The following is a 26410-nucleotide window of genomic DNA, read 5'->3' as shown; positions in this document are numbered from 1 at the left end:
GCTTTTTAATCGTTTTTATTTCTTTATCGACTCATACACCGCTTCGAACATTTTTTCGCGGGTACGCAATGCCGTTAATTTCGTATTAGCGCCACCGTTAGGATACACCCGGTTGCTCAGGAATATAAAGACAATTCCTGATGATGGATCTGCCCAAACACAGGTGCCGGTAAAACCGGTATGCCCAAATGTAGCAACAGAGGCACTTTTTGCCGGATAAGGCTCCCGGCGGGTAGCGTTGTCTTTTTCGGGTTTATCAAAGCCCAGGCCGCGACGGCTGATATTACTGTTATGCGCAATAAATAACTGTATGGTTTCTGGTTTTATATACTGTACCCCATTAAAAGAACCCTTATTCAGCAACATCTGCATAATTACCCCCAGGTCGTTGGCATTGGAAAATAGCCCGGCATGACCGGCTACCCCGCCAAACATAGCGGCCCCGGGGTCATGTACATCGCCCCGCAGCTGCTGCATCCGGAAAGAATATTCACGTTCTGTAGGCGCAATTTCCGATAACGGGAAACGCTGTCTTGGTAAAAACCCAGTGGTAGCCAGTCCCATGGGCGCATAAAACGTTTCGCGTACGTAGTCGTTCAGCTTTTTCCCGGTAAGCTGCTCTACCACCTTTCCCAGGAAGATGAAATCGCAATCGCTGTACACATAACCCTGGTGCGGCGACAGTTTACTTTCCAGGATCTTCTTCCACATGGTGTCTACATAGTTATCTTCCATGTACATATTTTCTGCTACCCGGATACCGTGGGTGGCATCGGGAGCGGTGTGGTACAGGATTGAATCCGGAAAGCCACTGGAATATAATGTCTCTTTATAAAAAGGTATAAAAGGTACTAATCCGGCCTGGTGCAATAACACATCGCGGATACGCAGCCCGGCTTTATCTGTGCCCAGTACCAGGGGCAGGTATACGCCTAATGTGGCATCGAGATTTAGTTTACCCTCATCATAGAGGCGCATTACTGCGAGGGTGGTGGCGCATATTTTGGTCACGGAGGCCACATCATAAATAGATTGCGGCGACACCGGTTCTGCTTTATTGTATTCATAATGGCCGAAACAGCGGTTGTAAATCACCTTTCCGTCTTTCAAGGCCAGTACCTGAGCGCCAGGGGCGGCTCCGCGGGCAATCATATCATTGGCCAGGCCATCGATTTTCAGCAGGGCCTGTTCATCAACGCCGGCTTCTTTCGTAGTAGCCACGGGCAAAATGGTAAACTGATTCACTTTATAGGTGATGCCGGTACCGGAAGGCAGCGCAGGGCATACCGTTACCGGCAATTTACCGGATGGGCCCAGTTTGCCAAACAGCAGATCTGCGGCGGCTCTTTGTGTAGTGCTATCATCTTCGTAAGCGGCAATAATGGCGGGTGCATCACAGAAATACTGGATGGCGTAAGGGTTGCCGAAAGCCACGGTAACGGACGGCACTTCGGCCTGCAGCTGCCGGATAATAAGCCTTTCAGCCATGGTTAACCCGAAGTTATTGGCCGGGCGGCGGCTATAATCATGCAGACTGATAATAACGGCTTTATAATCGCGCTGGATGCGGGATACAATAGGCGCTATCTGATCTACCGATTGCCGGGAAGTGAAAATAAAGGCATCGGTGCCGGGTTTATATTCCTTGATGGTTTGCAGAAATGTGTTGCTGGCATCGGCGCCGATAGCAATTACCGCCAACTTTTGCTGGACCATGGCCGGAGAAAACGGCACCAGCTTTTTATCGTTGCGCACCAGTGTAATGGCGCTTTCGGCAATGCGTTTACGAAGGTTATCTGTTTGTGCATTCAGGTCGGCGGCCAGGTTGTTGGTATCGATATGCTGTGGCTTCCAGAGGCCCAGGTCATATTTGGCGCGTAGTACTTTCTTTACGCGCTCATCTACTTCCTCCTGGTCAATTTTACCTGCTTTGATGGCTTTTTTAATCGCTTCCACGCTACCGGCGGAAGTAGAAGGCAGGATCATCAAATCGTTGCCGGCCAATAGTGATTGTAAGGATTCCTGCCCTTTAGTATAAAATTTTGCGATGCCTTTCATTTCGAGGGCATCGGTTACAATCAGTCCTTTGTAGGCCAGTTCATTTTTCAGCAGTTTTGTAACCGCATTGTAAGAAATAGACGTAGGGGTATTAGGTTTTTTATCGATAGATGGGATATAAAGGTGAGCTATCATAATAGATCCCACGCCAGCAGCAATGGCTTCGCGGAAGGGATATAGCTCCAGTGAATCCAGTTGTTCCCTTGTTTTGTTGATGGTAGGCAAATCGAGGTGTGAGTCTACATTGGTATCGCCATGGCCTGGAAAGTGCTTGGCACAGGCCATTACACCGGCATCCTGCATACCGCGGATGGTGGCTACCCCCATGCGGGCTACCTGGTATTTATTTTCTCCGAAAGAGCGGTCGTTGATAACCGGGTTGGCCGGATTGTTATTCACATCCATGTCCGGGGCAAAGTCGATATGAATGCCCATGCGGCGACATTGTTCCCCCATTAACTTACCGGCATCATAGGCCAGGACGGTGTCCTGAACGGCGCCTATCATCATATTTCGGGGCAGGGAGATGACGCTGTCGAGACGCATCCCTAGTCCCCATTCTCCATCAATAGCAACCAGCAATGGTACTTTAGAGATAGATTGGTAGTAGTTAGTTAAGCCGGCTTGTCTTACCGGGCCACCCTGGAAGAAGATGACGCCGCCTACTTTATTGTCTTGTATATCTTTTATCACGGCGTTTACATGATCTGGGCCCAGGTTAGAGTGGGCGCGTATCATGATGAGTTGAGCGATGCGTTCTTCAGGGGTGAGCGACTGAAACACGCTATCTGCCCATTGCGAAGCTTTATCTTGCGGTGGGGTGGTTTGTTGTGTAGTGGTTTTCTTTTGTTTCTTTTTCTCTTTAAACATCCGGGGTGCGGAAATAGCGCTCCCGGTCATCATCAAACCTGTAAGTCCTGCAACCAATAATTGTTTCCTCATATCATAAACTTACAAAATTCGGGGGTAAATCCAGTGCTGTTCGGCTGAATATCAAAGAATTACTAATAATAAACATATGATTTTGTTAGATAGAAAGTAATTCACTAAATTAGGATAGCCTGTTGAAGATAATTTAGGTATTCTGGTTAAAAATTGAAATATGTTTACTATTTTGTCAGAATATTTACATTTAGTTCAACCAATCGTAATTTTAATTACCAATACATTCATCTGTTTCATATATTTGCAGCCTTGCGAGTAAAGTAGATTTTAATTAAACATGGTCAATCTCATTTTATTTGGCCCTCCCGGTAGCGGCAAGGGTACACAAAGTGCTAATATCATCCAGAAGTATGGACTTATTCATTTATCCACCGGCGATTTGCTGCGTAGTGAGATTGGTGATAAGACGCCGCTGGGTCTTGAGGCCAAGAAATTCATGGATCAGGGTCATTTAGTTCCTGATGAAGTGGTGATTGGTATGATTAGCTCCAAACTGGAAGCTAACCCGGAAGCGCGTGGTTTCATTTTCGATGGTTTCCCCCGTACTACTGCGCAGGCAGAGGCGCTGGATAAGCTGTTGGCATTGAAAAAGACGGCTATTTCCGTGGTGCTGTCACTCGAAGTGCCTGAAGATGCGCTGATTAAGCGTTTGCTGAACCGTGGTTTAACCTCGGGCCGCAGCGATGATGCTACTGAAGAAGTAGTGAAAGCACGTATCGTGGAATATCACAACAAAACCGCTCCTGTGGCGGATCACTACTCCAAATTTGGCAAGTTCAAGAAGGTGAAAGGTGATGGAACAGAAGCGGAAGTCTTCGAACTGTTGTCCAAAGAACTGGATGAACTGGTAGGAGAAAAAGTATAGTTGTAAGCGGAAACCCGCTACTACAAGGACTTATAGCATTTTATCATACAACGCAAAGATGGTAAGTATACAGCTCTTGGCACCCGGATGGTGCTAATTAGCGTAAACTTCCGATCTTTGCGTTTTGTTTTCTGTTGTTAATGGAATCAACAGAACTAAAATTCGAGAATAGTGGAAAAAGCGAACTTCGTAGATTATATCCGTGTATTTTGTAAATCCGGGAAAGGCGGCGCAGGGAGTATGCACTTTATGCGTACCAAGTTTAATGCGCAGGCCGGCCCTGATGGCGGCGATGGCGGTAGAGGCGGACATGTTATTTTGAGAGGCAATTCACAGCTGTGGACCCTCCTGCATCTCCGTTGGCACAAGAACCTGCTGGCAGAAGACGGCGAAAACGGCAGCGGCGACAACTGTACCGGTCGTTTTGGTAAGGATATTATCATTGAAGTACCGCTGGGCACACAAGCCAAAGACGAAGAAACCGGCAAAGTAGAAGCCGAAATTCTGCACGACGGCCAGGAAATTATCTGGATTCCAGGCGGACAAGGAGGTAAAGGCAACGCTTATTTTAAGTCTGCCACCAACCAAACCCCCGAATATGCCCAACCAGGTATGCCAGGCACAGAAGGCTGGAAAGTAGTAGAATTGAAGGTGTTGGCAGATGTGGGCCTCGTTGGCTTCCCCAATGCCGGCAAATCCACCCTGTTGTCTACTATTACCGCGGCCAAACCCAAAGTGGCCGACTACGCCTTTACTACACTCACTCCCCAGCTGGGTATGGTGGAATACCGCGACAGCAAATCGTTCTGTATTGCCGATTTACCCGGTATCATCGAAGGCGCTCATGAAGGAAAAGGATTAGGTCATCGATTTTTACGACATATTGAAAGAAACGCCGTATTATTATTTCTTATTCCAGCAGATAGTGCCGATCACCGCAAAGACTTTGAGGTACTCGTCAACGAACTGGAACAATACAATCCCGAATTGCTGGATAAACAGTTTCTGCTGGCCATCAGTAAAAGCGACATGCTGGATGATGAGCTGAAAGCCGCTATATCAGCGGAGCTACCGGAAGATGTACCACATGTATTCATCTCCTCTGTTACCAACCAGGGCCTCAGTGAACTGAAAGACATTTTGTGGGAAGCCCTGAACAGAAAAATAGATACACAGGTACAGTAACCGCAGCATAACTGTTGCCGGATTTACGGGGAAAACTATTTTCGACGCCAATGTTCGTTACAGTATCCCGTATACCATGAAAACATCCTTTTTCTTTGCAGCGCCCCTGCTATGCGTAACTGCTTGTCAACACGCGCCCAAGCCTGAAAGGGCCAGAGCGGTACAAATTGATACGATGCAGCTGGTAGCACCCCCTGCTCCATCCGTCAAAGTGGCCTCCAACGAAGTACATGTAGTAACCCGCGATACTACTACGTATATCCGTTTCGGTGATTGCTATTTTTCACTTGACTGGATCAAACCGGATGCAAAACGGAACGACTTCGAATTGCATCCGGACACCCTTTTTTTTCAACAGGATTATACACACAGCATTGAAGGACAAATGCTCGCTGTAACCACCGGGGAAACACAGAAAATTCAGGTGGATCAATCTTACGAAACCAGCGCTGTTATTGATCAGGAGCCGTTGCTCCACTGGAAACATTACCGCTCCCCCTGGGAACATCTCTACCCCGAAGCCAGCAACTTCTTCATCTGTAAAAAATATACGCCGGCAGAAAAAAAACGCTTCCCTCCTGTCAGTATTTTTCAATTAAAACAATACCTGAAACAACATGGTTCCCCTGCGCAATACGCGGCAGTTGCCCATTTGAATAACTTCCCGGCGCCTCCCGTTCGCATTGCCATCACCCGCTACTACATCCGACTGGATGGATTCACCTCCAAACCAACCGATAAAATCAGTAAACTACTCATTATCGAAGTAGTATTTAAAAGCTGATAACATTTATATTTACAAAAAAACACCCTGTGAAATTATTATCCAGCGCACTGCTGGCTGTACTGCTGTTGATTTTTGCCTGCAAACCCGCAGCCACCAACACCACCGAACAGCCCACTGCCAATGACGACACACTTGCCGTAGTAAAACTGCCAGGTACCTATATGGGCGACTTCGGCAGTGGCAACATTTACATTACCCTGAACTACTCCAATGGGAAACAGGTAGCTGGCTATAACGTACACAAAGGCCTGCGCCGTAACCTGCGGGGAGAAGTAAAGAGAGATAACGATAACTGGATCGTTACCCTCACGGAACCCGGCGACCACCCCTTTGATGGAAAATTTGAACTCACCTTCGATCATCAGTTTGCCAAAGGAAAAGGATCATGGACACCGTTAAATAATACAACACTAAAAGCAAAATCATTCAACCTGCAAAGAACAGAGGACGGTGGTGGTATGAGTGGCAGCACCTTCAACATGTTCCTGATAGAATCTTCCAACAATAAAAGTGATCTCACTTTTGACTTAGATGGTAGCTGCTTATTACAGTACTATCCAAAAATTAATGACTCCACCTTTGCGGAACAAATGATTAAAATCAAAGGCACTTATCAAAAAGCGACAGATAGCACGGTGACTGTTAACTGGGAAAAAAATTCCCTTTTTAAAGAGCGCACCAACACCTACAAGCTAAAAGGTAATGAGGACAACAGCGGTACCCCTTATTACTATGGTATCGTCGTTGATAGCTTAGAATTTGTACAGGGACCTTAATATGTCATTGATAAAAAAAATTGGATGGGCACTAACAGCAGCGGCTATACTCTACGGGGCATGGCTGATGCTGTTACTCACCCTCCCTTATACTACATTTGAAAAGTATACCGACTTTCTCATCACGAAACAAAGAGTATATCCTATCCGCCACTGGCGTATTAGCTTTTACCTCCACGTTTTTGTAAGTATCTCTGTGCTGATCACCGGATTACTACAATTCAGCAAATATCTGCTGGATAAGCATCCCCGGCTACACCGCAATAGCGGAAAAATTTATGCAATAGTGGTCATTTTCCTGAGTGGCCCTTCCGGACTGGTAATGGGATTTTATGCCAATGGTGGGATCTATGCACGTATCAGCTTTGTATTGTTATCTATCCTCTGGATCTTTTTCACTGCCATGGGCTGGAGAACTGCGATGCAGGCTCGTTGGCCGGAACATATTACCTGGATGCTACGTAGTTATGCCCTGACTTTATCTGCCCTTACCCTTCGGCTTTATGCTTTATTACTGGGACTCATGCACATGCCATTAAGACCAGTAACAGCCTATATCACGATCTCCTGGTTAAGCTGGACGGTTAACTTGTTGCTGGCAGAATTATTATTGAAGCGGGTATTGATAAAAAGGATGGGGATAAAAACTGCGGTATCTCCGGATGGAAACACCGCAGCCATATAAATTTAACTAGCGATTGAGGGCCAGTTGTTGTGTTTTCGGTGTAAAGTGCCCGTCGTCTGTAATCGCGAAGGCGGTTCTTTTGGTTTCTGTTCTTGACTTTTCCGGATTGTTGACAAAGCCATTTTCTGAAGGATTTTTCTCATATTCAATATGATACTCCGTTACTTCAAACTCACTATTACCCGGCATTTTCAGCAGACGATACGGATCTTCAATAAGCCGCTGTCCTGATACCAACATTTTGTCAATCAGCTTTCCGGTGTTATCGTAACTCACTATGAAGTAGTAAGCTGGCACAGGTGATACCTGCTCATCTGTGTCATAGATCTCATCGCTTACCGCGTATATCAGGGTTTTGAAAGTTGCTGTTTTTTTCACCAGTCCTACATAATAAAAGTTGCTGCCTACGTCCCTTGAAAATTTGGAATCCCGCATTTCAGCTACATAGATTTCAAAGTCGTAAGGAATGAAGTTTTTACCCAGCTGCCGTACGTAAGCGGTGTCAATAGTAAGCGGCATCGGCAGTTGTTTGAACTGACTGGAAAACAGGTTCCATTCTATTTTATCCGTCTCCCCTGCTCCACTGAAGGCAGCCATCACTTCTGTCTTAAAATTATAATTCTCTCTAAAATAAGACAGATCCGGATCGTTCATGATATTCTTCATGTTATTATATCCAAATTCAATGGCGGCCAGCAGGCAATGGCGGGCAGAATCTGTTTTTTCAGAAAGGGAATAGGCACAGGCCTTGTTGTACAGCAATTTGGATAATGGCTTGTAATCCAGCGCTTCCGCCATATTATAGGCCTGGATAGCATCTGTAGTTTTACGGAGATCCAGTAATGCATTTCCCAGTTCATAATAGCTTTTCCCCTGCGGCTGCAGCAGAATGGATTTAATAAACTGATCAATACCACCTTTGGGGTTCTTCTTATTCCGATAGATATCAATGCCTTTCAGAAATTCTTTTTCTGCCGCATTGTTTTTCTGAGGCGTATTAGCAACTACCCATTTTACGGAGTCGGCATTATAGATGCTGGATAATGAAAGCTTTGCAGACTGGTCCACCTTATTTCCTGTATGGCAGGAGGCTAACAGTACACCAAATGCAAACAAAGGTATTAAGCGCATAAGGATAGAATTTGGGCTATAAAGATAGGGAGAAAAACCACGTTTCTATCAAAAGGAAAACCGGCCATGCAAAAGCAACGCCGGTGTTCAKGTTATTGGCTGTAATTTTTCACTGTAAATACTTCCTGTTTATTGTGGGTGGAACAGCATGGCTGTACACAAACAGTTTTTAAAGTTTTTAGCGGTCAGAATGGGATAGTTCACACAGCTTTTACAACCTTCCCAGAAAAGTGGGTCATGTGGCAGCTGATCATATGTGACTGGCTCAAACCCCAACCGGCTATTTAATTTCATGACTGGCAAGCCAGTGGTGATACTGAATATATCGGCAGACGGATACATCATTCGGCTTAACTCGAATATTTTGTGTTTGATAGCAGCGGCTACCTTCAGTTTCCGGAAGGCGGGTGCTACTATCAGTCCGCTGTTGGATACAAAATGGCCTTCTTCCCAGGCCTGTATATAGGAAAATCCTGCCCAGATACCATCTGCTGTAAAGGCGATCACCGCTTTTCCTTCCAGGATCTTTTTCCTGATAACGGCCGGATCTCTTTTAGCGATACCTGTACCTCTTGCTTTAGCAGATGCTTCCATTTCTGCTACAATGGGTAGGGCAAAATCTACGTCCATGGCAGTAGCCAGGCGGACGACTATTTCCTCATCTGTTTCCATTTCCTGTGAGTTGATGTTGTATGTAAAGTGGATAAATTGCGTCTGGAATAAGGCCATACAAGCGAATCCTGCTTACGGCATCTGCTAACGGAACGCTGCAGAGAACGGGTAGAAATACGCGGGTAATGGCTTCTTTCACCACCGGATTGCCCCGTTCATATAATTTACCGGCTACTTGCAAACAGGTGGCTGCCACCTGAAAGTTTTGTTCCCTTAGCTGCTGATCGGTGTACTCACTGAAGCAACTAACGGTGTCGTATATATGAAATGTAGCGGGGAACTGGTGAAGTGCTTTTCTCAATGCCGGTATAGCGTCTTCGATACAGGCTGGTACTTCATATTGATTAATCATAGTTCATTGTTTTACACCTTGTGTAATAATTCAACCAGAATAGAAATCGTAATAACGCCGACAGCTATATAATACATTGATCTGTGATTCGGAACCGGCGGCTTTGGATATGCTCGCATTGTTGTTTCATTTCTTACTGTATGCCAAATGCTATTCCAGATTGTAAACATGGAATGTTAAAACTTAGTACCCGCAAGGCTTTGCAAAAAAAATGTTAAAGGAAACGGGATGGGACCAACTGAAAAAGCCTTCCGTTTCTGAAGGGTCTTTTTAAAAATGGTAGCCCATTTTGCTGAAACAGAAAGGTATAAATAAGAAGAGGTGACCTCCTGACAGGAAATCACCTCTTCTCTTTGGGGAACTAAAATTAGTTTATGCCGTCTGCGTTACCAGGTTTTCCTGAGTGCGCTTAGCTGGTTTTGTTTTCTTCTTCTTCCGGGTTCTGTTGATCCACATGATGGTACCGGTAGCAGGGAAAATAGCGCCCAGTAAGGCCAGGCAGAGGGCAAATATTTTAGACGGCGTGCCAAAGATGGCGCCGGTATGTAACGGTTTAATGGTGCCGCGGATCTTTTGTCCGAGGTTTCTTTGCGCAAAAGTTTGCGACTGCAATACCTTTCCGCTAAACTGGTCCAGGTAATACGTGGTGGTAGCTGCTTCCTGGAAAGCATCTGCTGGCAACAGGCTTACCATAAAGGATGCGGCACTGTCTTTCGGCGCAGCCATGGAATAGAATATCGCATCCGGCACCTGTTGTTTAACGGTGGCCAATGCGGCTTCATAAGAGATATGCTGGTTGGTTGCTTCTGCCACTGGTGCCGACACCGGCGCCGCCATTGGCTTAGGAGAAGTACCCAGTGCCGCATAAAAGCCATTGCTGAACCACTCATACGACCAGGTTAAGCCCGTAAAAGCGGATACAAATAAAAAGATAGACGCGTAGAAACCTAATACCACATGCAGGTCGTTGGTCAGGCGTTTCCATCCGCCGTCCCATTTTACTTTCACGCGTTGCTTTAAAATATTCCTGGTTTTAGGCCACCAGAGAATAATACCGGTGATCAGGATGAATAAAAATATCAGGGTGCTGGCGCCAGTAATGGCTTTACCAGTAGGACCTGCCAGCAACCAGCGGTGCAGGGAAAATACCTGGTAATAAAATGTTTTGGAATAGCTATACAACTCTATCACCTTGCCGGTGTAAGGGTTTACAAAAGCTGTTCGGCCAGCTGCTTTTTCTTTTTTGGGGGCGCCTCCTTCTTTTTTATCTTTCTGGTCGCCCATGGAAGCTACTTTTCCTTCTTCTTTCCCAGCCGCTTTCCGCTCTCCTTTTGCCTCGCTTTTACCTTCTTTTTTTCCGCCTTTCTTTCCTTCTTCCAACTGTACCTGTAGCGTCCGTGACGGATCTGCAAAAAGCTGTATCCGGGAAATACGGGCGCCGGGCACTTGTTGTTGTACCATTTCGGCTACTTTGTCCAATGACAGCCGTTCGCCAGCTGGCTGCACATAGTAGCGGTCGTGGTTAAACATTTCTGTTAACTCTTTTTCAAAAACCAGTAATGCACCAGTCAGGCAGCTGATGGTGATTACCAGGCCGGCAGCGAGGCCCAGGTATAAGTGAATGCGTCTAAAAAAAATTTTCATATCCAAATTGGTCGTGGTGCAAAGAAACTACGCGCGCGGGGTATTGGCAGATCGAAACCGGAAAATGATTTATCTAAAGCGGAAATTCTGTGGAAATTGGCTGGTATAGGGCATAAAAAGGCGCCTCGCTTTCAGCGGAGGCGCCTTTTTATATTATAAATATATTACATTAAACCGCCCAGCATACCGCCGGCAGCGTTCTTCATTTCTGCTTCCCAGGAATTTTCCGCGTCTTTCAGTGCACGATTTAATGCTGTCAGCAGCAAATCTTCCATTTCTTCCTTGTTCTCTGGTGTTAACAGATGTGCAGCGACATCGATGCTTTTCACCTGGCGATTACCGTCAACGGTTACTTTTACTGCACCATCTCCGGCCTCTCCGGATAAAGTGATGGTGGCTAAACGCGTTTTCCCTTCCGCCATTTTTTGCTTGATCTGCGTCAGCTTTCCAAGTATATCAAACATGTTTCGTGTGTTTTATAAGAACCGCAAATATAATGTTTTCCGCCTTCGGCGGAAGAAATTGTCCGGTAACCACTTCTCAAATATTAATACTATTCAACATACAAAACGGGGCAAGCAACAATTACGTATCTTACTGGCACGTAACCATACATTTATTATAACCGGATGAAGACAAAAGTTTGTATCATAGGAGCAGGTCCCGGCGGAGCCACCGCAGCCCTGCAATTGGCCCAGCTTGGCATTGAGTGCATAGTAGTAGATAAAGCAGTATTTCCGAGAGATAAGGTTTGTGGAGATGGATTAAGCGGTAAAGTATTGACATTGCTCGAACGCATCGATAAAGGGATCGGACAACGCTTACAGGAAGCCATGTTTAAAATGGATAGCTGGGGCGTCACCTTCGTAGCGCCCAATCGCATTGGTATGGACATCCCCTACCGCCCGGACTACCAGCAGGATATGAGCAATCCCCGCGGGTTTGTATGCAAACGCATTGACTTCGATAACTTCCTGGTAGATGAACTGAAACGCCGCTCTGAAATTCGTTTATTCGAGGGCGTGAGCATCGATAAATACGACCTTCAACCGGATGGCTACCTGCTGTCCAGCAAAGACGGCACCTTCCAGGTAAAAGCAGATATCGTAATTGTAGCCAATGGCGCACACTCCGGCTTTACCAAAGATGTAGCCGGCATTAAAATGGAACCGGAGCACTATGTGGCCGGCATCCGCGCTTACTACAAAGGCATTACGGGCTTACATACCGATGCCTTCATAGAACTGCACTTCCTGAAAAATATGCTCCCGGGTTACCTGTGGATATTCCCGCTCCCCAACGGCGAAGCCAATGTGGGCGTAGGTATGCTCAGTAATTCCGCCCGTAATAAAAAGGTGAATCTGAAACAGCTGATGCTGGATACCCTGGCTACCGACCCGGTGATGAAAGAACGCTTTGCCAACGCAGAACTGGTGGGAACTATTGACGGCTACGGTCTTCCCCTGGGTAGTAAAAAAAGAAAGCTGCACGGCGACCGCTACATGCTCGTAGGTGATGCTGGTTATCTGATTGATCCTTTTACGGGAGAAGGAATAGGCAACGCGCTGTACTCTGGTAGAATTGCCGCCCAGCAGGCCGCTGCCGCTATTGCCGCCAACGACTATTCAGACAAATTCTTTGACGCCTACGATGAAAACGTATACCGCATCCTGGGTCCTGAACTACAGGTCAGTACCAAACTGCAGAAACTCATCAAATATCCGTGGCTGTTTAACATGCTGATGAAAATGGGTTCCCGCAAYAAACAGTTAAAAGATCTGATGTCATGTATGTTCCATGAAGTAGATTTGCGCAAGAAACTGGGTAAGCCTATGTTCTACGTAAAATTGTTATTTAACAGATAAACACATTTTCCCGAAGTGAAATTCCTTAGCCAATTATCTATCATCGTATTCACCTCATTGACTATGAGTGCACAAATACAACCGGCAGCTACCCGCCTTACACCTGAAATCGCTAACAAACTGGCGGAACTGCCCCTGAAATGCCTGGACCTGGAATTTCCTTACAAAACGGGCATTGTGTTTACCGATAGTTCGCTGCTCACCGCACCTAAAAACTATCATCCTGCTTTTTACGGCTGCTTCGACTGGCATAGCAGTGTACACGGCCACTGGATGCTGGTACGCCTCTTAAAATCCTACCCGGATCTGGCCAAAGCCAGTACCATCAGAAGCAAACTGGCCGCGCATCTATCTGCAGAAAATATAAAAATTGAACAACAACTGTTCAGCACCGCTGATAACAAAAGCTTTGAGCGTATCTATGGCTGGAGCTGGCTGCTGCAACTGCAAAATGAACTACTCACCTGGAATGACCCGCTGGGCAAAGAATTGAGCGGACACCTGCAACCGCTGGCTACGCAATTTTCTACCGCCTACATCCAATTCCTGGATAAAATCATGTACCCAATCCGGGTAGGCGAACATACCAATCTTGCATTCGGATTATGCCTGGCCTGGGATTACGCTATCACCGCCAAAGATGCGGCCCTTCAAAAAACCATACACGATGCGGCGATGCGCTTCTATGCCGCAGATAAAAACGCCCCTGTGGCCTGGGAACCCGGCGGATACGACTTCTTGTCGCCCAGCCTGGAAGAAGCGGACCTCATGCGTCGTGTAATGCCGCAGTCAGACTACCGGAAATGGCTATACGCATTTTTACCCGGCCTGTTTGAAAACAAGATAAGTATTCTGCACGTAGCACAGGTGAAAGACCGCACCGATGGTAAACTGGTGCACCTGGATGGCCTCAACTTAAGCCGTACCTGGTGTTTGGAAGCCATCGCTGAACATGGCGGCAAAAATGAAGCAGCAATCCGGCAACTGGCACATCAACACATGGAAGCCGGACTGCAACAGGTTTTCAGCGGCAATTACGCGGGTGAACACTGGCTCGCTTCTTTTGCTGTTTATATGCTAACTGTCGGAAAACAACCGTAATTTCCCTACTGATACTTATATCCCTGTTAAAGCTATAGTTCTGTCCGAAAGGAATATCAACCAACGCAATGATGCGCCCTAATACTGCCCTCGCCTTGAAATCAATATTATCAATATTGTTGATGATATCGTTCTTCATCGCTTCCGCCCAGAAAGTAAACACCAGCCCCACTCCGGCATGGCTGGTACCCTATTCCCCGGACCTGACAAAAAAGCCCAACGCTAAAAATATCAGCGATGGCTACTATTTACTGCTACTGGAAGAACAAAGACAAGTAGAGCTGAAAAGCAACTACCAACACTTTATCCGCCAGATTATTTCAGAAGCCGGTATCCAAAATGGCTCTGAAATTTCGGTCGACTACGACCCACAGTACGAAAAGCTCTCTTTCCATAAAATAGTAATCCACCGCGATGGCAAAGAAATCAACCGCCTGCCGAATGCGGCATTCAAGCTCTTACAGAAAGAACAGGACTTGTCGCGCTTTATTTACAGCGGCACTTATACCGCCTATCTTATATTAGAAGATGTGCGGAAAGGCGACCAGATTGAGTACGCCTATTCCATCACCGGCGACAACCCCATCTTTGATGGAAAACTCGATAGCCGCATTTACTTTGTGGCCTATGAGCCCATTGTTAACTACTATAAAAACCTGATTGTAAGCCCTCAAAGGCCCATCCGGTTTAAGTTATATAATAATGCCACAGCGCCCGTTCAGAAAAGTGTAAACGGATTAAATGTATATGAGTGGAATCATGTAGATGTGCGGGAAGCGGAAAACAACAACTATGTTCCTTCCTGGTACAATCCCTTTACCCGCGTGCAGGTGAGTCAGTACAGCTCCTGGAAAGAAGTAGCCGACTGGGCCCGGAAAATTAATACCATGCCGGCTCCCGGCCCTGCTTTGGCCCAAAAGATTGCAGCGCTCAAAAAAGCCGCCAATGGCAACAAAAACACCTACCTGTTGCAAACCTTGCGATTTGTGCAGGACGACATCCGGTATATGGGCATCGAAATGGGCGAATATTCCCATCGGCCCAATGTGCCAGACCGCGTGCTGACGCAGCGCTTCGGCGATTGTAAAGACAAGGCCCTCCTTCTTTGCACGATGCTCCGCGCCAACGGCATCACTGCGAACATGGCCTATGTGAATACGGATAATAAAGGCACTGTCACTGACGTACTACCTTCTCCCAATGCCTTCAACCATGCTATTGCACAGGTAATACTGGATAACAAAACCTATTGGCTGGATGGCACTATGTCGTATCAACGCGGTACCCTGGCCGATTTCTGCGAACCGGATTATCAACAGGCACTGGTGATTACTGATACCACTACGCAGCTCACGCCCATCATTCCCACTACCCGCGGCAGCATTGTGGTGCGTGAAACCTTCAACCTCCCCGACAATGAAAAGAAAGACGGAAGCCTGCAGGTGCAAACAGCCTATCACCGCGATGCGGCAGATGCCCAACGTGCAGACCTCGCCGGGACCAGCATGAAGGATAAAGAAAAATCCTATCTCAATTTTTATAAAAAACTATATGGAGATGTGGCTATCAAGGATTCTATCAACACCCAGGATTCCGGCAATGTGATCCATATTCGCGAAAGCTACCTGATTCACGACCTGTGGAAACGGGACAGCGTTACCAATAAACTGTTGTTTTCAGCCAATGCTCAGTCGTTTTATGATGTACTGTCTTTTGTTTCAGACGACAAACGAAAAGTACCGGTAACACTGCGCTACCCTTATGACCTGGACTATCAGCTCATTCTGTTTACGCCCATTGAATGGTCGCTGGATCAAACGCCGGTGCATATTCAAAATGATTACTACGCCTTCGACTATACGGCGTCCAAACGTGGTGACATGGTTACCCTGAGTTATCGCTTCAAAACCTTTAGCGATCATGTACCGGTGAAATTCATCCCGCAATACGTGAAAGATCTGAAGCGAATGAGCGAAATCACGTCGCTGGATTTAACCTGGAAACCGGATCTGACGCCCGTTCACCGGCCACGTGTACCCGGCAACTGGTTGGCTATCATACTGGCGGTGATATTTGCAGGCGTATTTGCCTGGCTGGGCACTGTTTACTATAAACACTCTGTAACACCCGCTACGGAAGTGCCTTCAGCTATTCCCATTGGTGGAGGGCTGGCGCTGTTGGCCATTGGCTTAATATTCAGTCCTATGGGAGAACTGATGGCGGTTTGTAAAATGACCGTGTTTGACTATGCTTTCTGGGTAGACATATCAGCCCGGAAGGATCTTGGCAATATCACGCTGGTACAGCTATTCCTGATCATGGAAATGGTGATCAGCGTATTTCTGCTGGCCTATAGTGTCCTGCTGGCGGTATTATTCTTTAACAGGCGGGATACCTTTCCATTTGCCCTTGCCACTTACTACTTTATTTCAGCGATATTTATTTATGCAGATAATTCCATCAGCAACTACTACTTCCATACGCACCAACCAGAAACCCTGCTCAGCGTAAATTCCATCCTGTGGCCGTTGCTGCGCATGGCTATCTGGGTGCCCTACCTGCTTACATCCGAGCGGGCAAAAACCACTTTTGTAGTGCCCTACCAAACGGAACGGGAATCTTAAATAGCGTTTACGTATTTGCGTACCGTTACCAGATTCACGATGTATACCAGTGCCAGCACCAATAAGGTACCTGCCAATACAGGAACGCCCGGCCAGGTGCTCACCTGCATCTGATGGGTAGCCAGTGTGGCTGATGCCCAGTATTGTAATCCGGTTACGATCACCAATGATAAAATGCCTATAATAATATAGATGGGCACAAATTGTTTCAGCAGGTAACGTTGTAATTGTTTCGGCGCGGTGCCCAATATTACCAGCAACTGAATTTCCCGCTTACAGGAAGCGATGACCAGTTGAATAAACATGCTGAACACCAACAGGGCAAAGAATAATAATATCAATCCGAAAAATCCTACTACAGATACAATGGTTTGGACTATCAGCCTGGTTTTGCTGAACTTCAGCTTATCCTGATTGGTGGTGTACCCATTGTCTTTCAGAAACTTCACCAGCGCAGGATTAGAAGGGTCCGGCGTTTTTATAATTACCCTGGAAGTACCTGCTACTGTGCCGGTACCATATTTTTCATTGGCCCAGGACATAAACGAAGCGGGTACCAGGAAAGAGGAGATACGATCGGAAAAACCCACCACATGGCCCATATAGGGATCGGTCACCAGATTATTGGAAATGCTTACCTGTAAGGGCAGCGCTTTCACTGTTTCCTGCGAAATCTGTGGCAGGTCCTGGCTCAGTGAAAATCCGAAGTTATAGAGATTGAGGAAGTCGTTCGGTAAAATAATGGGAATAGTGCGATCGCCGGCACTCCATTTCCAGTCTTCATTTTTCACATCTAAAAAGCTATCCGGTACGGCTTCAAAGAACATATCTGTGGCGAAATGCAGGTCGCCCGGCGCTTGTATCACTACTTTATATTGACTGGAGGTAACTAACCCAAAGGCCTGTACGAAAGGTTGTTGTTTAATGGTTGCTATTTCTTCCGGGGTAAAACTGCTTTTGGCGGATTGTCCCATCATAGCGTTGGTGATAGTTTTGTTGATCACCAGGAAGTCGGCCGTTTCATTTTGGTTTTTGGAGCTATACAGTAACTGGGAAAAATTGGTATGTGCCTGAATGGCAATGAGGATCAACAACATAGCGATGCCGAGTCCCACAGCGGCCATGAAGAAGCGGCTTTTACCTACTCCGGTTTGAATGATTTTCTTCAGTAAGTCAAAAAATGGACGCATGAAACAACATTAAAGGTGATAATGCACATCATAAGTGAAGTGCTGGTCATTATCCAGGTCTGTTAAAATAAACCCGGCATTGCGGGCTTTGCATTCTTCTGCAATCAGGGCGGCGGCACGCTGGGTATTTTCTTCATCCAGGTGGCTGAAGGGTTCATCCATAAAAAGCCACTGGAAAGGTTGAGCCAATGCCCTGATAATGGCGATGCGCTGCCGTTCGCCATAAGAAAGGGTGCTGCCACTTTGCTCCAGTATATGCGATACCTGGAGTTTAGCTGCCATTTCATTTATCTTTTCTACCGGATAATATGGTTTGGACTGCATCACATTTTTCAGAGAAATATTTTCACGGGCAGTGAGCTGTTCAAACAGGCGCAGATCCTGGAAAACAACGCTTACTTCCTGCTGCCGCATGAGGGCCAGTTCGTTTTTATTATAGGTCTGCCAGGGCTTTCCATCGATCTGTACTTTTCCCGTATAGTCGTAACGGATATGATACAGGTAGTGGATCAGGGTTGTTTTACCCGTGCCTGACGGCGCTTTTATTTTCACCCAACTGCCTGGCTTAAAAGTGACATCCTGGTTCCAGATGTCCGACGACCGTTGCCGGAGCTTGTCCTGCAAGGGAATGGGCATCAGGTGATTGAGCTGAATCTGCATAGTGGCATTTCCTTTTAAACGAAAGCGAATATATTGATAAATTTCACGCAGGGGTATAAAGAAAACAAGGGCGCAGAGGAAATACCCTGCGCCCTTGCTGATTTTATTGATAACAGATTAGTGAGCTGGTACGGCAACAGCAGTATCTACTGGTGCTGCAAAGAGGCTATCTTCATAAGCCTTTTCCTTTGCTTTCTTTGCCTGCATTACTTTAACGGTTTCTGTACCGAGGTTTACCAGTTGTACAAGGCTGTTCTGATCTTTATTTTTAAAGTTCAGTACGCCTTCTGCATGTTGTACATCACCGCCTTCGTTCTTGCTTACTACGGTAAAGTCTTTGAACAGATCTTTTACTTTCTTCAGCACGTCTTTTTCTTCTGCACCATCCACTTTATCTTCTGGCACTACTGCGATGATTTTTTCCAGGTTAGCGTAGCCACCCAGCATGCTGCCTTTTATTTTGCCTTCGATGCCTTCCGGTAATTTGGCGCTACCTTTTCCAGCCAGGTATTGTTGCAGCAGTACGCTGTCGGAGCCGAGGGTAACAAATTTTTCGGTGATAGACATTGCCGGCATAGTAGCTGCCGTAAATGGATTAGCTGGTACATAATGATCTCCTTCGCGGGTAAATACATCTTTCAGCATAGGGGAAGTCATTACTTTGTTGAACGCATCCTTGTTACCTACTTTCAGGTTGAATATCCATTTAGAGCTGGGTGTTTCGTAGAATTCGCCTGGGGAATAAGACAATTCTTTCTTAGTCATGGCAAAGTCGGACGCAACATACACCAGCTGACCATCAAAAGCATTCAGGATATCGTCCATGCTCAAACCGGATTTGCCGGAGATCGCCATGTTAACCACACCATCCAGACCGGTAGCTTTGATGATTTCACCGATCATGTGAAAATCGAACGCATAAGCAACGAAGCCAGTGATGTTGTCAGAAGGATACTTCTTCAACATATCCAGGTCGATTTCCTTTTTGCCATATTTTTTATAGATGGCTGCTATTTCTTTACCCAGGTAAGTGTTGCTGTTGAAAAGCATTTTACCATTCTGGAAATCAACAGTACCGGTATAGTAAGTACCTTCCATCAGTTTCTTTACGTTGGCAGGGATCATGGTAAATTGACCGCTATTATAAATAGCTTCCGGATTTACGAAGATACCAGCGTCTGCATTTTCTTTCAGCAATTTGGCGAATGGCTCAATAGAACCGGCAGACTCTTCTTTTTTCAGGTGGAAGAGGTGGTCTACTTCTGCTACCCATGTTTTCATGTCCGCATCATCTTCAGTGGCTCTGAGGGCAACTGGAGAAGCTGTAGCTGCATCAACGGTTGCAGCAGCAGAGTCTATTGCTGGTTGTTCTTCATCACCATCACCGCCCTGGTTACCGGGAACATAGCGCTCCAGGTTGTTTGGATCAACGGCATTTACATAAATCACAGTGGATTTAGTCCAACCCACTACCGCGTGTTGTTTGGCGATCCAGATATATTTAAAGTCATTCTGTGTTTTCAGGGAGAAGTCTTTCACCGTTTTTTTAAGGTAGGCCTCAAATTTGTCGGCATCTTTCAGGGTAGCGGTACCAGATACATAGGACTTATGTTCAGCAGGTTGGCCCTGGAAAACATAGGAAGCGAAGAAATGGCTCTGCAGGTCAATACCGGAATTTTCAGCATCTTTCCAGGCTTTCATCATCTCATTGGCAGTGTCTTTGCTCTGAGTAGCCTCAAACAGCTTATCTACAGTAATGCCATTCGTCACCAGTTTATTGGTCAATTGTTTGGCATTCAGGTCAATGATCAAACCGGCTGTTTTCGGAATATAGCGGCTCTCATCGGGGGTTTTAGAGCACGAAGACAGGATAACCGCTGCGGAAACAGCTGTTAACAACACTTTGGAAATTGTTCTTTTCATAAAAGATATAAAAATTAAAAAAATGATTCGGAGTTACTCGAGATCTAACAATACATTCCCACTATCGTGGTATTTCATTCGTGCAAAAGTACGTATATTTTTGTAGCCCATATGTCCTATTTTCCCGGGCAGCATACAATAATTCCTGACTGATTAAGTTTATACCTTTGCTACTAACTATGAAACTATTACTAAAAACCATAGAAAAACCATTATGTTCCTGATTATGTTACAATACATACGGCCTGTAGCGGCAGTAGAGCACTTCATGGAGGCACATACCGCCTTCCTTCAGAAGCACTATGAAAGCGGACGATTTATTTTGTCCGGGAGAAGAAAGCCCAAATCTGGCGCCGTTATTCTCTGCAATGCTTCCAGCCGGAAGGAGGTAGAAGAGATTATGAGCGAAGATCCACTGGAAAAATACCAGCTGGCGCTTTACGAGATCATAGAATTTGAGCCAACAATGTATACCAACCCACAGGTGAAATAGTTTTTCTGTCCTGTAATGCTTTGCCAACCGCTTACACTTCTTTATTTCCGGATAATTACTTCATAAAGTAGATGACCTTCGTGAGCCATTTGCTACTGTCCTTTTCTTTGCCCGGATCTGTTACATACATCTCTATTGTGGGTGGGATCATTTGTCTCCCCTTATCTGCAATGAACTTTTGAATAGCCACATGTGCATTGGCTATATTACTATAAGGCCCGTAGAAGTCGGCATATGCCGCCTGTGCTGCCGGTAGTTTAATAATTTCGTAGCCTCCGGCGGCTTTGCTGCCTTCGGGTACCGGTATGGCGGCGGCCATATCCGTTTGCTGCTGCTTTTTGTCCCAGCTAAAGAAGATACCACAAGGCACCCCTGGTTGCAATTTAGCCACAGTGGCTGCCTTGTAAATGGTGGGCAGGTTCTCATGATAATAGTCGGTAATCCTGCTCATGGGGATGGTTTTTCGTACAGCCGCATACGTGGTAGCGGGAAAGTTCATTTCCCGAACAGTAACATCGATGCCATTAGGGGTGCCTGGACCTTTGACTTCTGCTTCCGCCATACTTTTCAGATTGCGGAGGCCCTGGTCAAAATCATTCTCCAGCGCGCCTTTCATGAACAGCGTCATTACATTTTGTGGACGTTTGTAGCGGGTATCAAATCCCCAGGTTACTTTTGTTTTGCCGGCGGCTTCTGATAAATTAAAGTACACATCCGACTCTGAGGGAAAAGGGGTAATAAATGTGAGCTTCTGGGTKACAAACTTGTAGGTGTCCATTGATAAATGCTGGAGCTTCCCCTCCCCGATTTTACTTCCTTTCCAGGAGTCTGTTGCGCCAATTGTACCATCCTCGCCGGTAACAGTGAATCGGGCCGTGGAATCCATCTGTTTCCAGTTGTTCCACTCATTAAATTTCCCGAATCTGATAATATCGTTCCAAACAATCGTTGCAGGTGCGTTAATCTCTACAGTGCGCTCCACATGCATGGTAGTGGGTGCAAAAAAGATTAATGCGATTACAATAAACAGAATGATTCCTAAGATCCAGGCGAGTGTTTTAAGTACTTTCATGACTGTCGGGGGTTGATGATAATAAAAATACGCATTTTTTATTTTTCAACCGACACATCACGTTGGCAATCAGGTAGAAGAATGTTGGCTACTCGTACGCTTTATCGTTGGCTTTATCCTGTTGGTATTGCTCGTTTGCTTCCTGTGCTTTCTCAAAGTCCAGGATGACCGAGTTAATACAATAACGAAGGCCTGTTGGCGGCGGTCCATCGTCGAAAACATGTCCCAGGTGCGACTTACAGCGGCCACATAATACCTCAGTCCGGTGCATACCATGCGTGTTGTCTGGCGCATAAATTACACTGGTTTTGGTAAGCGGCTGAAAAAAGCTGGGCCATCCGCAGCTGCTTTCGAATTTGGCATCGGACACAAATAAAGGATTGCCGCAGGCGGCACAGTAATAAGTACCATTTTCTTTGCTGTTCCAAAACTTTCCGGTGAATGCCCATTCTGTTCCCTTTTCCCTGGCAATGTTAAAAACCTCCTTTGGTAGTACTTCCTTCCATTCTTCGTCTGTGAGATTTACTTTACTGGCATCTGTACGGGAGTAAATTCCTCCCTTCTTTTTTCCATCTTCCATTGATTTCTATTTTTCAACCCTATCGGGCAAGTACGGTTGGGTAACATGATAGAGATATTCAAAATTATTCGATTCCATAGGTATATATGTAAAGTTTTGATTCGTTAACTTCTCATTAACACTATCATTGTGAATTTGTCAGTCTGTTGTTAAGCAAAAAATATCCTTACTAAAATTACGTATGAACATGCATAATGGATTGTTATTTCCTGCAAATCAAGTGGGTATTTCACAAAACAGTGGGTTTTTTGTTTAAAACTGTCTGATAATCACCGATGAGCAACTGCATAGAAATTGTTAACTTTACAGCAAAAGGCTAGTAAGTGGCGGATATCATCAATTTATTACCAGACAATATAGCGAATCAGATAGCTGCAGGAGAAGTGATACAAAGACCGGCATCAGCGGTAAAGGAATTACTGGAAAATGCAGTGGATGCAGGCGCTACGGAGATTCAGCTGATCATAAAAGATGCCGGCAAAGAGTTAGTGCAGGTAATTGATAATGGCGGCGGTATGAGCGAAACGGATGCCCGGATGTGCTTTGAACGCCATGCTACCTCAAAAATACAATCCATCGACGATCTCTTCCAGATCACCACCATGGGATTCAGGGGTGAAGCCCTGGCTTCCATTGCCGCCGTATCCCAGGTTGAACTTAAAACCCGGAAAAAAGGCGCAGCAGTAGGTACCTACGTAGAAATCGATAATAGCTTCGTGAAAAAGCAGGAGCCCTGCCAAACAGCAGAAGGTACCAGCATTGCCATGAAAAACCTCTTCTTCAATGTGCCCGCCCGCAGAAACTTCCTCAAAAGCAATGCGGCCGAAATGAGACATATTGTAGACGAGTTCATCCGTGTGGCCATGTCTTTCCCTCAGCTGCAATTTTCACTCACCAGCAATAATCAACAGCTGTTCCACCTGGAAAAAGGATCGCTTAAACAGCGCATCGTTGCCATCCTGGGACAACATTATAACGCCCGGCTCGTCAGCGTAAAGGAAACTACCGACTACATGAATGTGTACGGATTTGTAGGTAAACCTGAAACTGCCAAGAAAACCCGGGGCGACCAATTCTTCTTCGTCAATAACCGCTTCATCAAAAGTTCTTACCTGAACCATGCAGTCATGAACGCCTTCGCCGATATCATCCCGGCAGACGGATTCCCCCTGTATGTGCTGTTTATTGACGTAAACCCTGAGCATGTCGACATCAACGTACATCCTACCAAACAGGAAATTAAGTTCGATGACGAAAAACTCATGTATGCTTTTGTTCAATCTGCCGTGAAACACTCCCTGGCACAGTTTAGCATCACCGCTACCCTCGATTTTGACCTGGACCCTAGTATCCAGGCGCTCGATGCCGTGAGTAAACCATTCACCGCCCAGCAGCAGAACGAGTCGACACAAAGCCCCCTGTACAAGTCCTTTACACAGGCCAATCAGGCGCACATGATCGACAAAAGCAGCAATAGCAGCAACCTCCGGCACTGGAAAGACTTATACGAAACCAATAGCAATAACAACGAGAACTATAGCAACAGTACCTATACTGCCGAACAGGAACCGGAAACGCGCCCTGCAGTTACGTATGAAAGTCAGCCCCATGCCACTGCTTCCGTAATTGATGAACGCTGGCAGGATACCGCCACCGATCAGAAAGTACCGGTACAGATTCAGCAACAGTATATTTTGTCCCAGATAAAATCGGGCTTTATATTAATAGATCAGCAGGCCGCCCATGAAAGAATCCTGTATGAACGCTACCAACGCGCCTTACTCGAAGCTCCCATGGCTACCCAGCAAAGCCTTTTCCCACAAACCCTGCAGCTTCCTCCGGCAGATGCAGCCCTGGTAAGTGAAATGCTCGGCGATCTGCAAACCCTGGGCTACGACCTGGAGCCATTTGGCAACAACACCTTCATTATCCGCGGTACCCCCGCCGATATCCAGAACGGTAACAACCAGGCTACCATCGAAAACCTGCTGGAACAATTCAAAAACTTCAGCCATGAGCTGAAAGTCAATACCCGCGAACAGCTGATCCGCTCTATGGCACGTAACAACGCCATCCCTGCTGGAAAAATACTGGCCGCCCGCGAAATGCAGAATATTATCGATGAACTGTTTGCCTGTAGTATGCCGAATGTGGCGCCAGGCGGCAAGTTCACCTTCATATCATTTAAACTCACTGACCTGGCGCGTATGTTTGAACGCGGCAACTAAGCGAAAGTTTTTTCAAAGGGAAAAGCGAAGAAGGGCCATCAGCAATGGTTTCTTTCTTCGCTTTTCTCTTTAGAAATATTACTATTCCATCTCCCCAAAACAACCTTCCAGTTGTTTATATAATAGCAGAAAGCGCCGGTATTTCCGTTGATATCCTTCCCACTTTTGCAGATCCGGCTTGAATACCTTATCTGTTGCGGCTTTGCCATTATCTGGCTCCGGCCATCCCAGCGCGCGGGCTGCCAATATAATAGCGCCCAAGGCAGAGGCATCACTTTCCTGTTGCAGGTACATTTCCTGCCCGAAGATGTCTGCCATCAGCTGAATCCAGCCAGGAGAGCTGGTAAAGCCGCCGCTCACGGATATTTTTCGCACCGGCCCTGCTGTTTCAGACAACGCTGTCTTAATGCTGTACAAGGCAAAACAAATCCCTTCCAACACCGCGCGGGTAAAATGTGCGGCCGTGTGCTGGGGCTGTATGCCAATGAAAGCCGCGCTGGCGTGGCTGTTCCATATCGGCGCCCGTTCTCCCAGAAGATATGGCAAACATAACAACTGGCCAGCATCGGCTGTTAATGCGTCATTTACCAGTTCATTCAAATCACTGAGTGGCCTTTGCAGAAAATCCCGCAGCAACCATTGCAATACCACACCGCCGTTGTTGGTGGCGCCGCCAGTGATATATACATCATCTGTGAGCAGATAGGTAAAAAGACGGGCCTGCGCATCCGTGAGGGGCTGCTGCCCTGCCATCCTTACGGCCCCACTGGTGCCGATAGTCAGGGTAGCATGGCCTGCGTCCATAGCGCCACTGCCCAATTGGGCCAGGCAGCCATCGCTGCCACCAATAACGAATGGCGTATTGGCCGGAATACCCAGTTCCCGGGCCATATCCGCTGTTAATCCACGGATCATATGGCTGGCAGGAACAGGAACCGGCAGCCGTTCTGCCGTAATCCCAGCAGCTGCTAACGCGGGCCCACTCCATTGTAGTGTGTGAATATTGAATAAGCCGGTGGCGGACGCAATAGAATGGTCTGTTATATAGTTTCGGAAGAAGTGATGAAAAACATATTCCTTGATGCCCACAAATAGTGCCCCTTGCGAAAACACAGCGGGCTCCTGCTCCCGCAGCCACATAATTTTGCATAATGGCGACATGGCGTGAACCGGGGTACCTGTTTGCTGGTATATCAGCTGTCCTTCGGGAGTATTGCGCAGCGCCAGTGCCTGGGGTTCGCTCCTGTTGTCGGCCCAGATGATGAGGGGTGTCAGTGGTATCCCCTCCGCATTGACCACCATCAGGCTATGCATGGCGCTACTAAAGGAAATGGCAGCGGGTGGCGCTCCCACTTTGGCCACTACGGCGCGGATACCGGCTTTTACGGCATCCAGGATAGCGGCCGGGTCCTGTTCACTATACCCGGGCTGGGGATGTTGGGTGGTATAGGCCTGCTGAAAAACAGCCAGAATTTCTCCGTTCATTCCCTGCACAATCGATTTTGTACTGCTGGTGCCGATATCTATGCCAATAATATACGATGTATGGTCATTCATATAAAAAACCTTCCTTT

General features: G+C 46.5%; 22 protein-coding genes. 10 read left to right on the top strand and 12 right to left on the bottom strand.

What is annotated here, in order from left to right; all coding sequences use genetic code 11:
- Positions 1–15: 15 nt before the first annotated feature.
- Entirely contained in the window at positions 16–3000 is a 2985-nt protein-coding gene (locus AC1DFM_RS16245; RefSeq protein WP_477077780.1) for a glycoside hydrolase family 3 N-terminal domain-containing protein, read from the bottom strand.
- 280 nt (positions 3001–3280) lie between these two features.
- Between AC1DFM_RS16245 and AC1DFM_RS16240 the strand changes: the two genes are divergently transcribed.
- The 5 genes from AC1DFM_RS16240 to AC1DFM_RS16220 all read left to right on the top strand — a co-directional run bounded on the left by AC1DFM_RS16240 (position 3281) and on the right by AC1DFM_RS16220 (position 7301).
- Positions 3281–3868 carry an adenylate kinase gene (locus AC1DFM_RS16240; RefSeq protein ID WP_477077779.1) on the top strand — a complete coding sequence of 196 codons (588 nt, stop codon included), beginning with the start codon at positions 3281–3283 and terminating at the stop codon, positions 3866–3868.
- A 171-nt stretch (positions 3869–4039) separates the two neighbouring features.
- Positions 4040–5053 (top strand): GTPase ObgE, encoded by a 1014-nt coding sequence (gene obgE, locus AC1DFM_RS16235; RefSeq protein ID WP_477077778.1) that lies wholly within the window; start codon positions 4040–4042, stop codon positions 5051–5053.
- Between the two features lie 76 nt (positions 5054–5129).
- Positions 5130–5837, top strand: a complete 708-nt coding sequence (locus AC1DFM_RS16230; protein WP_477077777.1) for a hypothetical protein — start codon at positions 5130–5132, stop codon at positions 5835–5837.
- A 29-nt stretch (positions 5838–5866) separates the two neighbouring features.
- Positions 5867–6616 (top strand): hypothetical protein, encoded by a 750-nt coding sequence (locus AC1DFM_RS16225; protein ID WP_477077776.1) that lies wholly within the window; start codon positions 5867–5869, stop codon positions 6614–6616.
- A gap of 1 nt (position 6617) precedes the next feature.
- Entirely contained in the window at positions 6618–7301 is a 684-nt protein-coding gene (locus tag AC1DFM_RS16220) for a DUF2306 domain-containing protein (protein WP_477077775.1), read from the top strand.
- A 6-nt stretch (positions 7302–7307) separates the two neighbouring features.
- Here the strand turns inward: AC1DFM_RS16220 and AC1DFM_RS16215 are convergent, their stop codons facing one another.
- The 5 genes from AC1DFM_RS16215 to AC1DFM_RS16195 all read right to left on the bottom strand — a co-directional run bounded on the left by AC1DFM_RS16215 (position 7308) and on the right by AC1DFM_RS16195 (position 11564).
- Positions 7308–8432 carry a tetratricopeptide repeat protein gene (locus tag AC1DFM_RS16215; RefSeq protein ID WP_477077774.1) on the bottom strand — a complete coding sequence of 375 codons (1125 nt, stop codon included), beginning with the start codon at positions 8430–8432 and terminating at the stop codon, positions 7308–7310.
- Between the two features lie 129 nt (positions 8433–8561).
- Complete coding sequence (locus AC1DFM_RS16210) at positions 8562–9104, bottom strand: N-acetyltransferase (protein ID WP_477077773.1); 543 nt, start codon at positions 9102–9104, stop codon at positions 8562–8564.
- Entirely contained in the window at positions 9091–9456 is a 366-nt protein-coding gene (locus AC1DFM_RS16205) for a DUF7674 family protein (RefSeq protein ID WP_477077772.1), read from the bottom strand. The genes AC1DFM_RS16210 and AC1DFM_RS16205 overlap by 14 nt, the downstream gene beginning before the upstream one ends.
- A 372-nt stretch (positions 9457–9828) precedes the next feature.
- The gene (locus AC1DFM_RS16200) at positions 9829–11100 is read right to left on the bottom strand and encodes a PepSY-associated TM helix domain-containing protein (RefSeq protein ID WP_477077771.1); all 1272 of its coding nucleotides are present in this window, start codon (positions 11098–11100) and stop codon (positions 9829–9831) included.
- 164 nt (positions 11101–11264) lie between these two features.
- On the bottom strand, positions 11265–11564 hold the full coding sequence (locus AC1DFM_RS16195; RefSeq protein WP_477077770.1) for a YbaB/EbfC family nucleoid-associated protein: 300 nt from the start codon (positions 11562–11564) through the stop codon (positions 11265–11267).
- 165 nt (positions 11565–11729) lie between these two features.
- On the opposite strand from AC1DFM_RS16195, the gene AC1DFM_RS16190 reads away from it, so the two are divergent.
- The 3 genes from AC1DFM_RS16190 (at position 11730) to AC1DFM_RS16180 (ending at position 16690) form a co-directional block, all read left to right on the top strand.
- Positions 11730–12965: an NAD(P)/FAD-dependent oxidoreductase gene (locus AC1DFM_RS16190; RefSeq protein ID WP_477077769.1), complete on the top strand. Its 1236-nt coding sequence runs from the start codon at positions 11730–11732 to the stop codon at positions 12963–12965.
- A gap of 63 nt (positions 12966–13028) precedes the next feature.
- Complete coding sequence (locus tag AC1DFM_RS16185) at positions 13029–14066, top strand: DUF2891 domain-containing protein (RefSeq protein WP_477077768.1); 1038 nt, start codon at positions 13029–13031, stop codon at positions 14064–14066.
- 95 nt (positions 14067–14161) lie between these two features.
- Positions 14162–16690 carry a DUF3857 domain-containing protein gene (locus AC1DFM_RS16180; protein WP_477077767.1) on the top strand — a complete coding sequence of 843 codons (2529 nt, stop codon included), beginning with the start codon at positions 14162–14164 and terminating at the stop codon, positions 16688–16690.
- Here AC1DFM_RS16180 and AC1DFM_RS16175 read toward each other — a convergent pair.
- The 3 genes from AC1DFM_RS16175 to AC1DFM_RS16165 form a co-directional block, all read right to left on the bottom strand.
- Positions 16687–17880 carry an FtsX-like permease family protein gene (locus tag AC1DFM_RS16175; protein ID WP_477077766.1) on the bottom strand — a complete coding sequence of 398 codons (1194 nt, stop codon included), beginning with the start codon at positions 17878–17880 and terminating at the stop codon, positions 16687–16689. The genes AC1DFM_RS16180 and AC1DFM_RS16175 overlap by 4 nt on opposite strands.
- 9 nt (positions 17881–17889) lie before the next feature.
- A complete protein-coding gene (locus tag AC1DFM_RS16170) occupies positions 17890–18540 on the bottom strand; it encodes an ATP-binding cassette domain-containing protein (protein ID WP_477077765.1) in 651 nt (216 codons plus the stop codon).
- Between the two features lie 117 nt (positions 18541–18657).
- Positions 18658–20463: a hypothetical protein gene (locus AC1DFM_RS16165; protein WP_477077764.1), complete on the bottom strand. Its 1806-nt coding sequence runs from the start codon at positions 20461–20463 to the stop codon at positions 18658–18660.
- Positions 20464–20689: 226 nt separating this feature from the next.
- On the opposite strand from AC1DFM_RS16165, the gene AC1DFM_RS16160 reads away from it, so the two are divergent.
- On the top strand, positions 20690–20956 hold the full coding sequence (locus AC1DFM_RS16160) for a YciI family protein (protein WP_477077763.1): 267 nt from the start codon (positions 20690–20692) through the stop codon (positions 20954–20956).
- 55 nt (positions 20957–21011) lie between these two features.
- Here the strand turns inward: AC1DFM_RS16160 and AC1DFM_RS16155 are convergent, their stop codons facing one another.
- The gene (locus tag AC1DFM_RS16155) at positions 21012–22028 is read right to left on the bottom strand and encodes an SRPBCC family protein (protein ID WP_477077762.1); all 1017 of its coding nucleotides are present in this window, start codon (positions 22026–22028) and stop codon (positions 21012–21014) included.
- A gap of 88 nt (positions 22029–22116) precedes the next feature.
- Positions 22117–22608: a peptide-methionine (R)-S-oxide reductase MsrB gene (msrB, locus tag AC1DFM_RS16150; protein ID WP_477077761.1), complete on the bottom strand. Its 492-nt coding sequence runs from the start codon at positions 22606–22608 to the stop codon at positions 22117–22119.
- Positions 22609–22931: 323 nt separating this feature from the next.
- Here msrB and mutL point away from each other — a divergent pair, with 323 nt between their 5' ends.
- Positions 22932–24836: a DNA mismatch repair endonuclease MutL gene (mutL, locus tag AC1DFM_RS16145; RefSeq protein WP_477077760.1), complete on the top strand. Its 1905-nt coding sequence runs from the start codon at positions 22932–22934 to the stop codon at positions 24834–24836.
- Positions 24837–24917: 81 nt separating this feature from the next.
- Here mutL and AC1DFM_RS16140 read toward each other — a convergent pair whose 3' ends face one another.
- Entirely contained in the window at positions 24918–26393 is a 1476-nt protein-coding gene (locus AC1DFM_RS16140; protein ID WP_477077759.1) for a gluconokinase, read from the bottom strand.
- Between the last annotated feature and the right edge of the window lie 17 nt (positions 26394–26410).

This window comes from Chitinophaga sp. 05T412 (genome assembly GCF_056396465.1).
This window is presented reverse-complemented; position numbering and strand designations above follow the sequence as displayed.

Excerpts from the sequence above, each read along its gene's own strand:
- AC1DFM_RS16245 (WP_477077780.1), bottom strand. The coding sequence starts at position 3,000 with ATGAGGAAACAATTATTGGTTGCAGGACTTACAGGTTTGATGATGACC.
- AC1DFM_RS16240 (WP_477077779.1), top strand. The coding sequence starts at position 3,281 with ATGGTCAATCTCATTTTATTTGGCCCTCCCGGTAGCGGCAAGGGTACA.
- AC1DFM_RS16230 (WP_477077777.1), top strand. The coding sequence starts at position 5,130 with ATGAAAACATCCTTTTTCTTTGCAGCGCCCCTGCTATGCGTAACTGCT.
- AC1DFM_RS16220 (WP_477077775.1), top strand. The coding sequence starts at position 6,618 with ATGTCATTGATAAAAAAAATTGGATGGGCACTAACAGCAGCGGCTATA.
- AC1DFM_RS16215 (WP_477077774.1), bottom strand. The coding sequence starts at position 8,432 with ATGCGCTTAATACCTTTGTTTGCATTTGGTGTACTGTTAGCCTCCTGC.
- AC1DFM_RS16210 (WP_477077773.1), bottom strand. The coding sequence starts at position 9,104 with ATGGAAACAGATGAGGAAATAGTCGTCCGCCTGGCTACTGCCATGGAC.
- AC1DFM_RS16205 (WP_477077772.1), bottom strand. The coding sequence starts at position 9,456 with ATGATTAATCAATATGAAGTACCAGCCTGTATCGAAGACGCTATACCG.
- AC1DFM_RS16200 (WP_477077771.1), bottom strand. The coding sequence starts at position 11,100 with ATGAAAATTTTTTTTAGACGCATTCACTTATACCTGGGCCTCGCTGCC.
- AC1DFM_RS16195 (WP_477077770.1), bottom strand. The coding sequence starts at position 11,564 with ATGTTTGATATACTTGGAAAGCTGACGCAGATCAAGCAAAAAATGGCG.
- AC1DFM_RS16185 (WP_477077768.1), top strand. The coding sequence starts at position 13,029 with ATGAGTGCACAAATACAACCGGCAGCTACCCGCCTTACACCTGAAATC.
- AC1DFM_RS16175 (WP_477077766.1), bottom strand. The coding sequence starts at position 17,880 with ATGCGTCCATTTTTTGACTTACTGAAGAAAATCATTCAAACCGGAGTA.
- AC1DFM_RS16170 (WP_477077765.1), bottom strand. The coding sequence starts at position 18,540 with ATGCAGATTCAGCTCAATCACCTGATGCCCATTCCCTTGCAGGACAAG.
- AC1DFM_RS16165 (WP_477077764.1), bottom strand. The coding sequence starts at position 20,463 with ATGAAAAGAACAATTTCCAAAGTGTTGTTAACAGCTGTTTCCGCAGCG.
- AC1DFM_RS16160 (WP_477077763.1), top strand. The coding sequence starts at position 20,690 with ATGTTACAATACATACGGCCTGTAGCGGCAGTAGAGCACTTCATGGAG.
- msrB (WP_477077761.1), bottom strand. The coding sequence starts at position 22,608 with ATGGAAGATGGAAAAAAGAAGGGAGGAATTTACTCCCGTACAGATGCC.
- AC1DFM_RS16140 (WP_477077759.1), bottom strand. The coding sequence starts at position 26,393 with ATGAATGACCATACATCGTATATTATTGGCATAGATATCGGCACCAGC.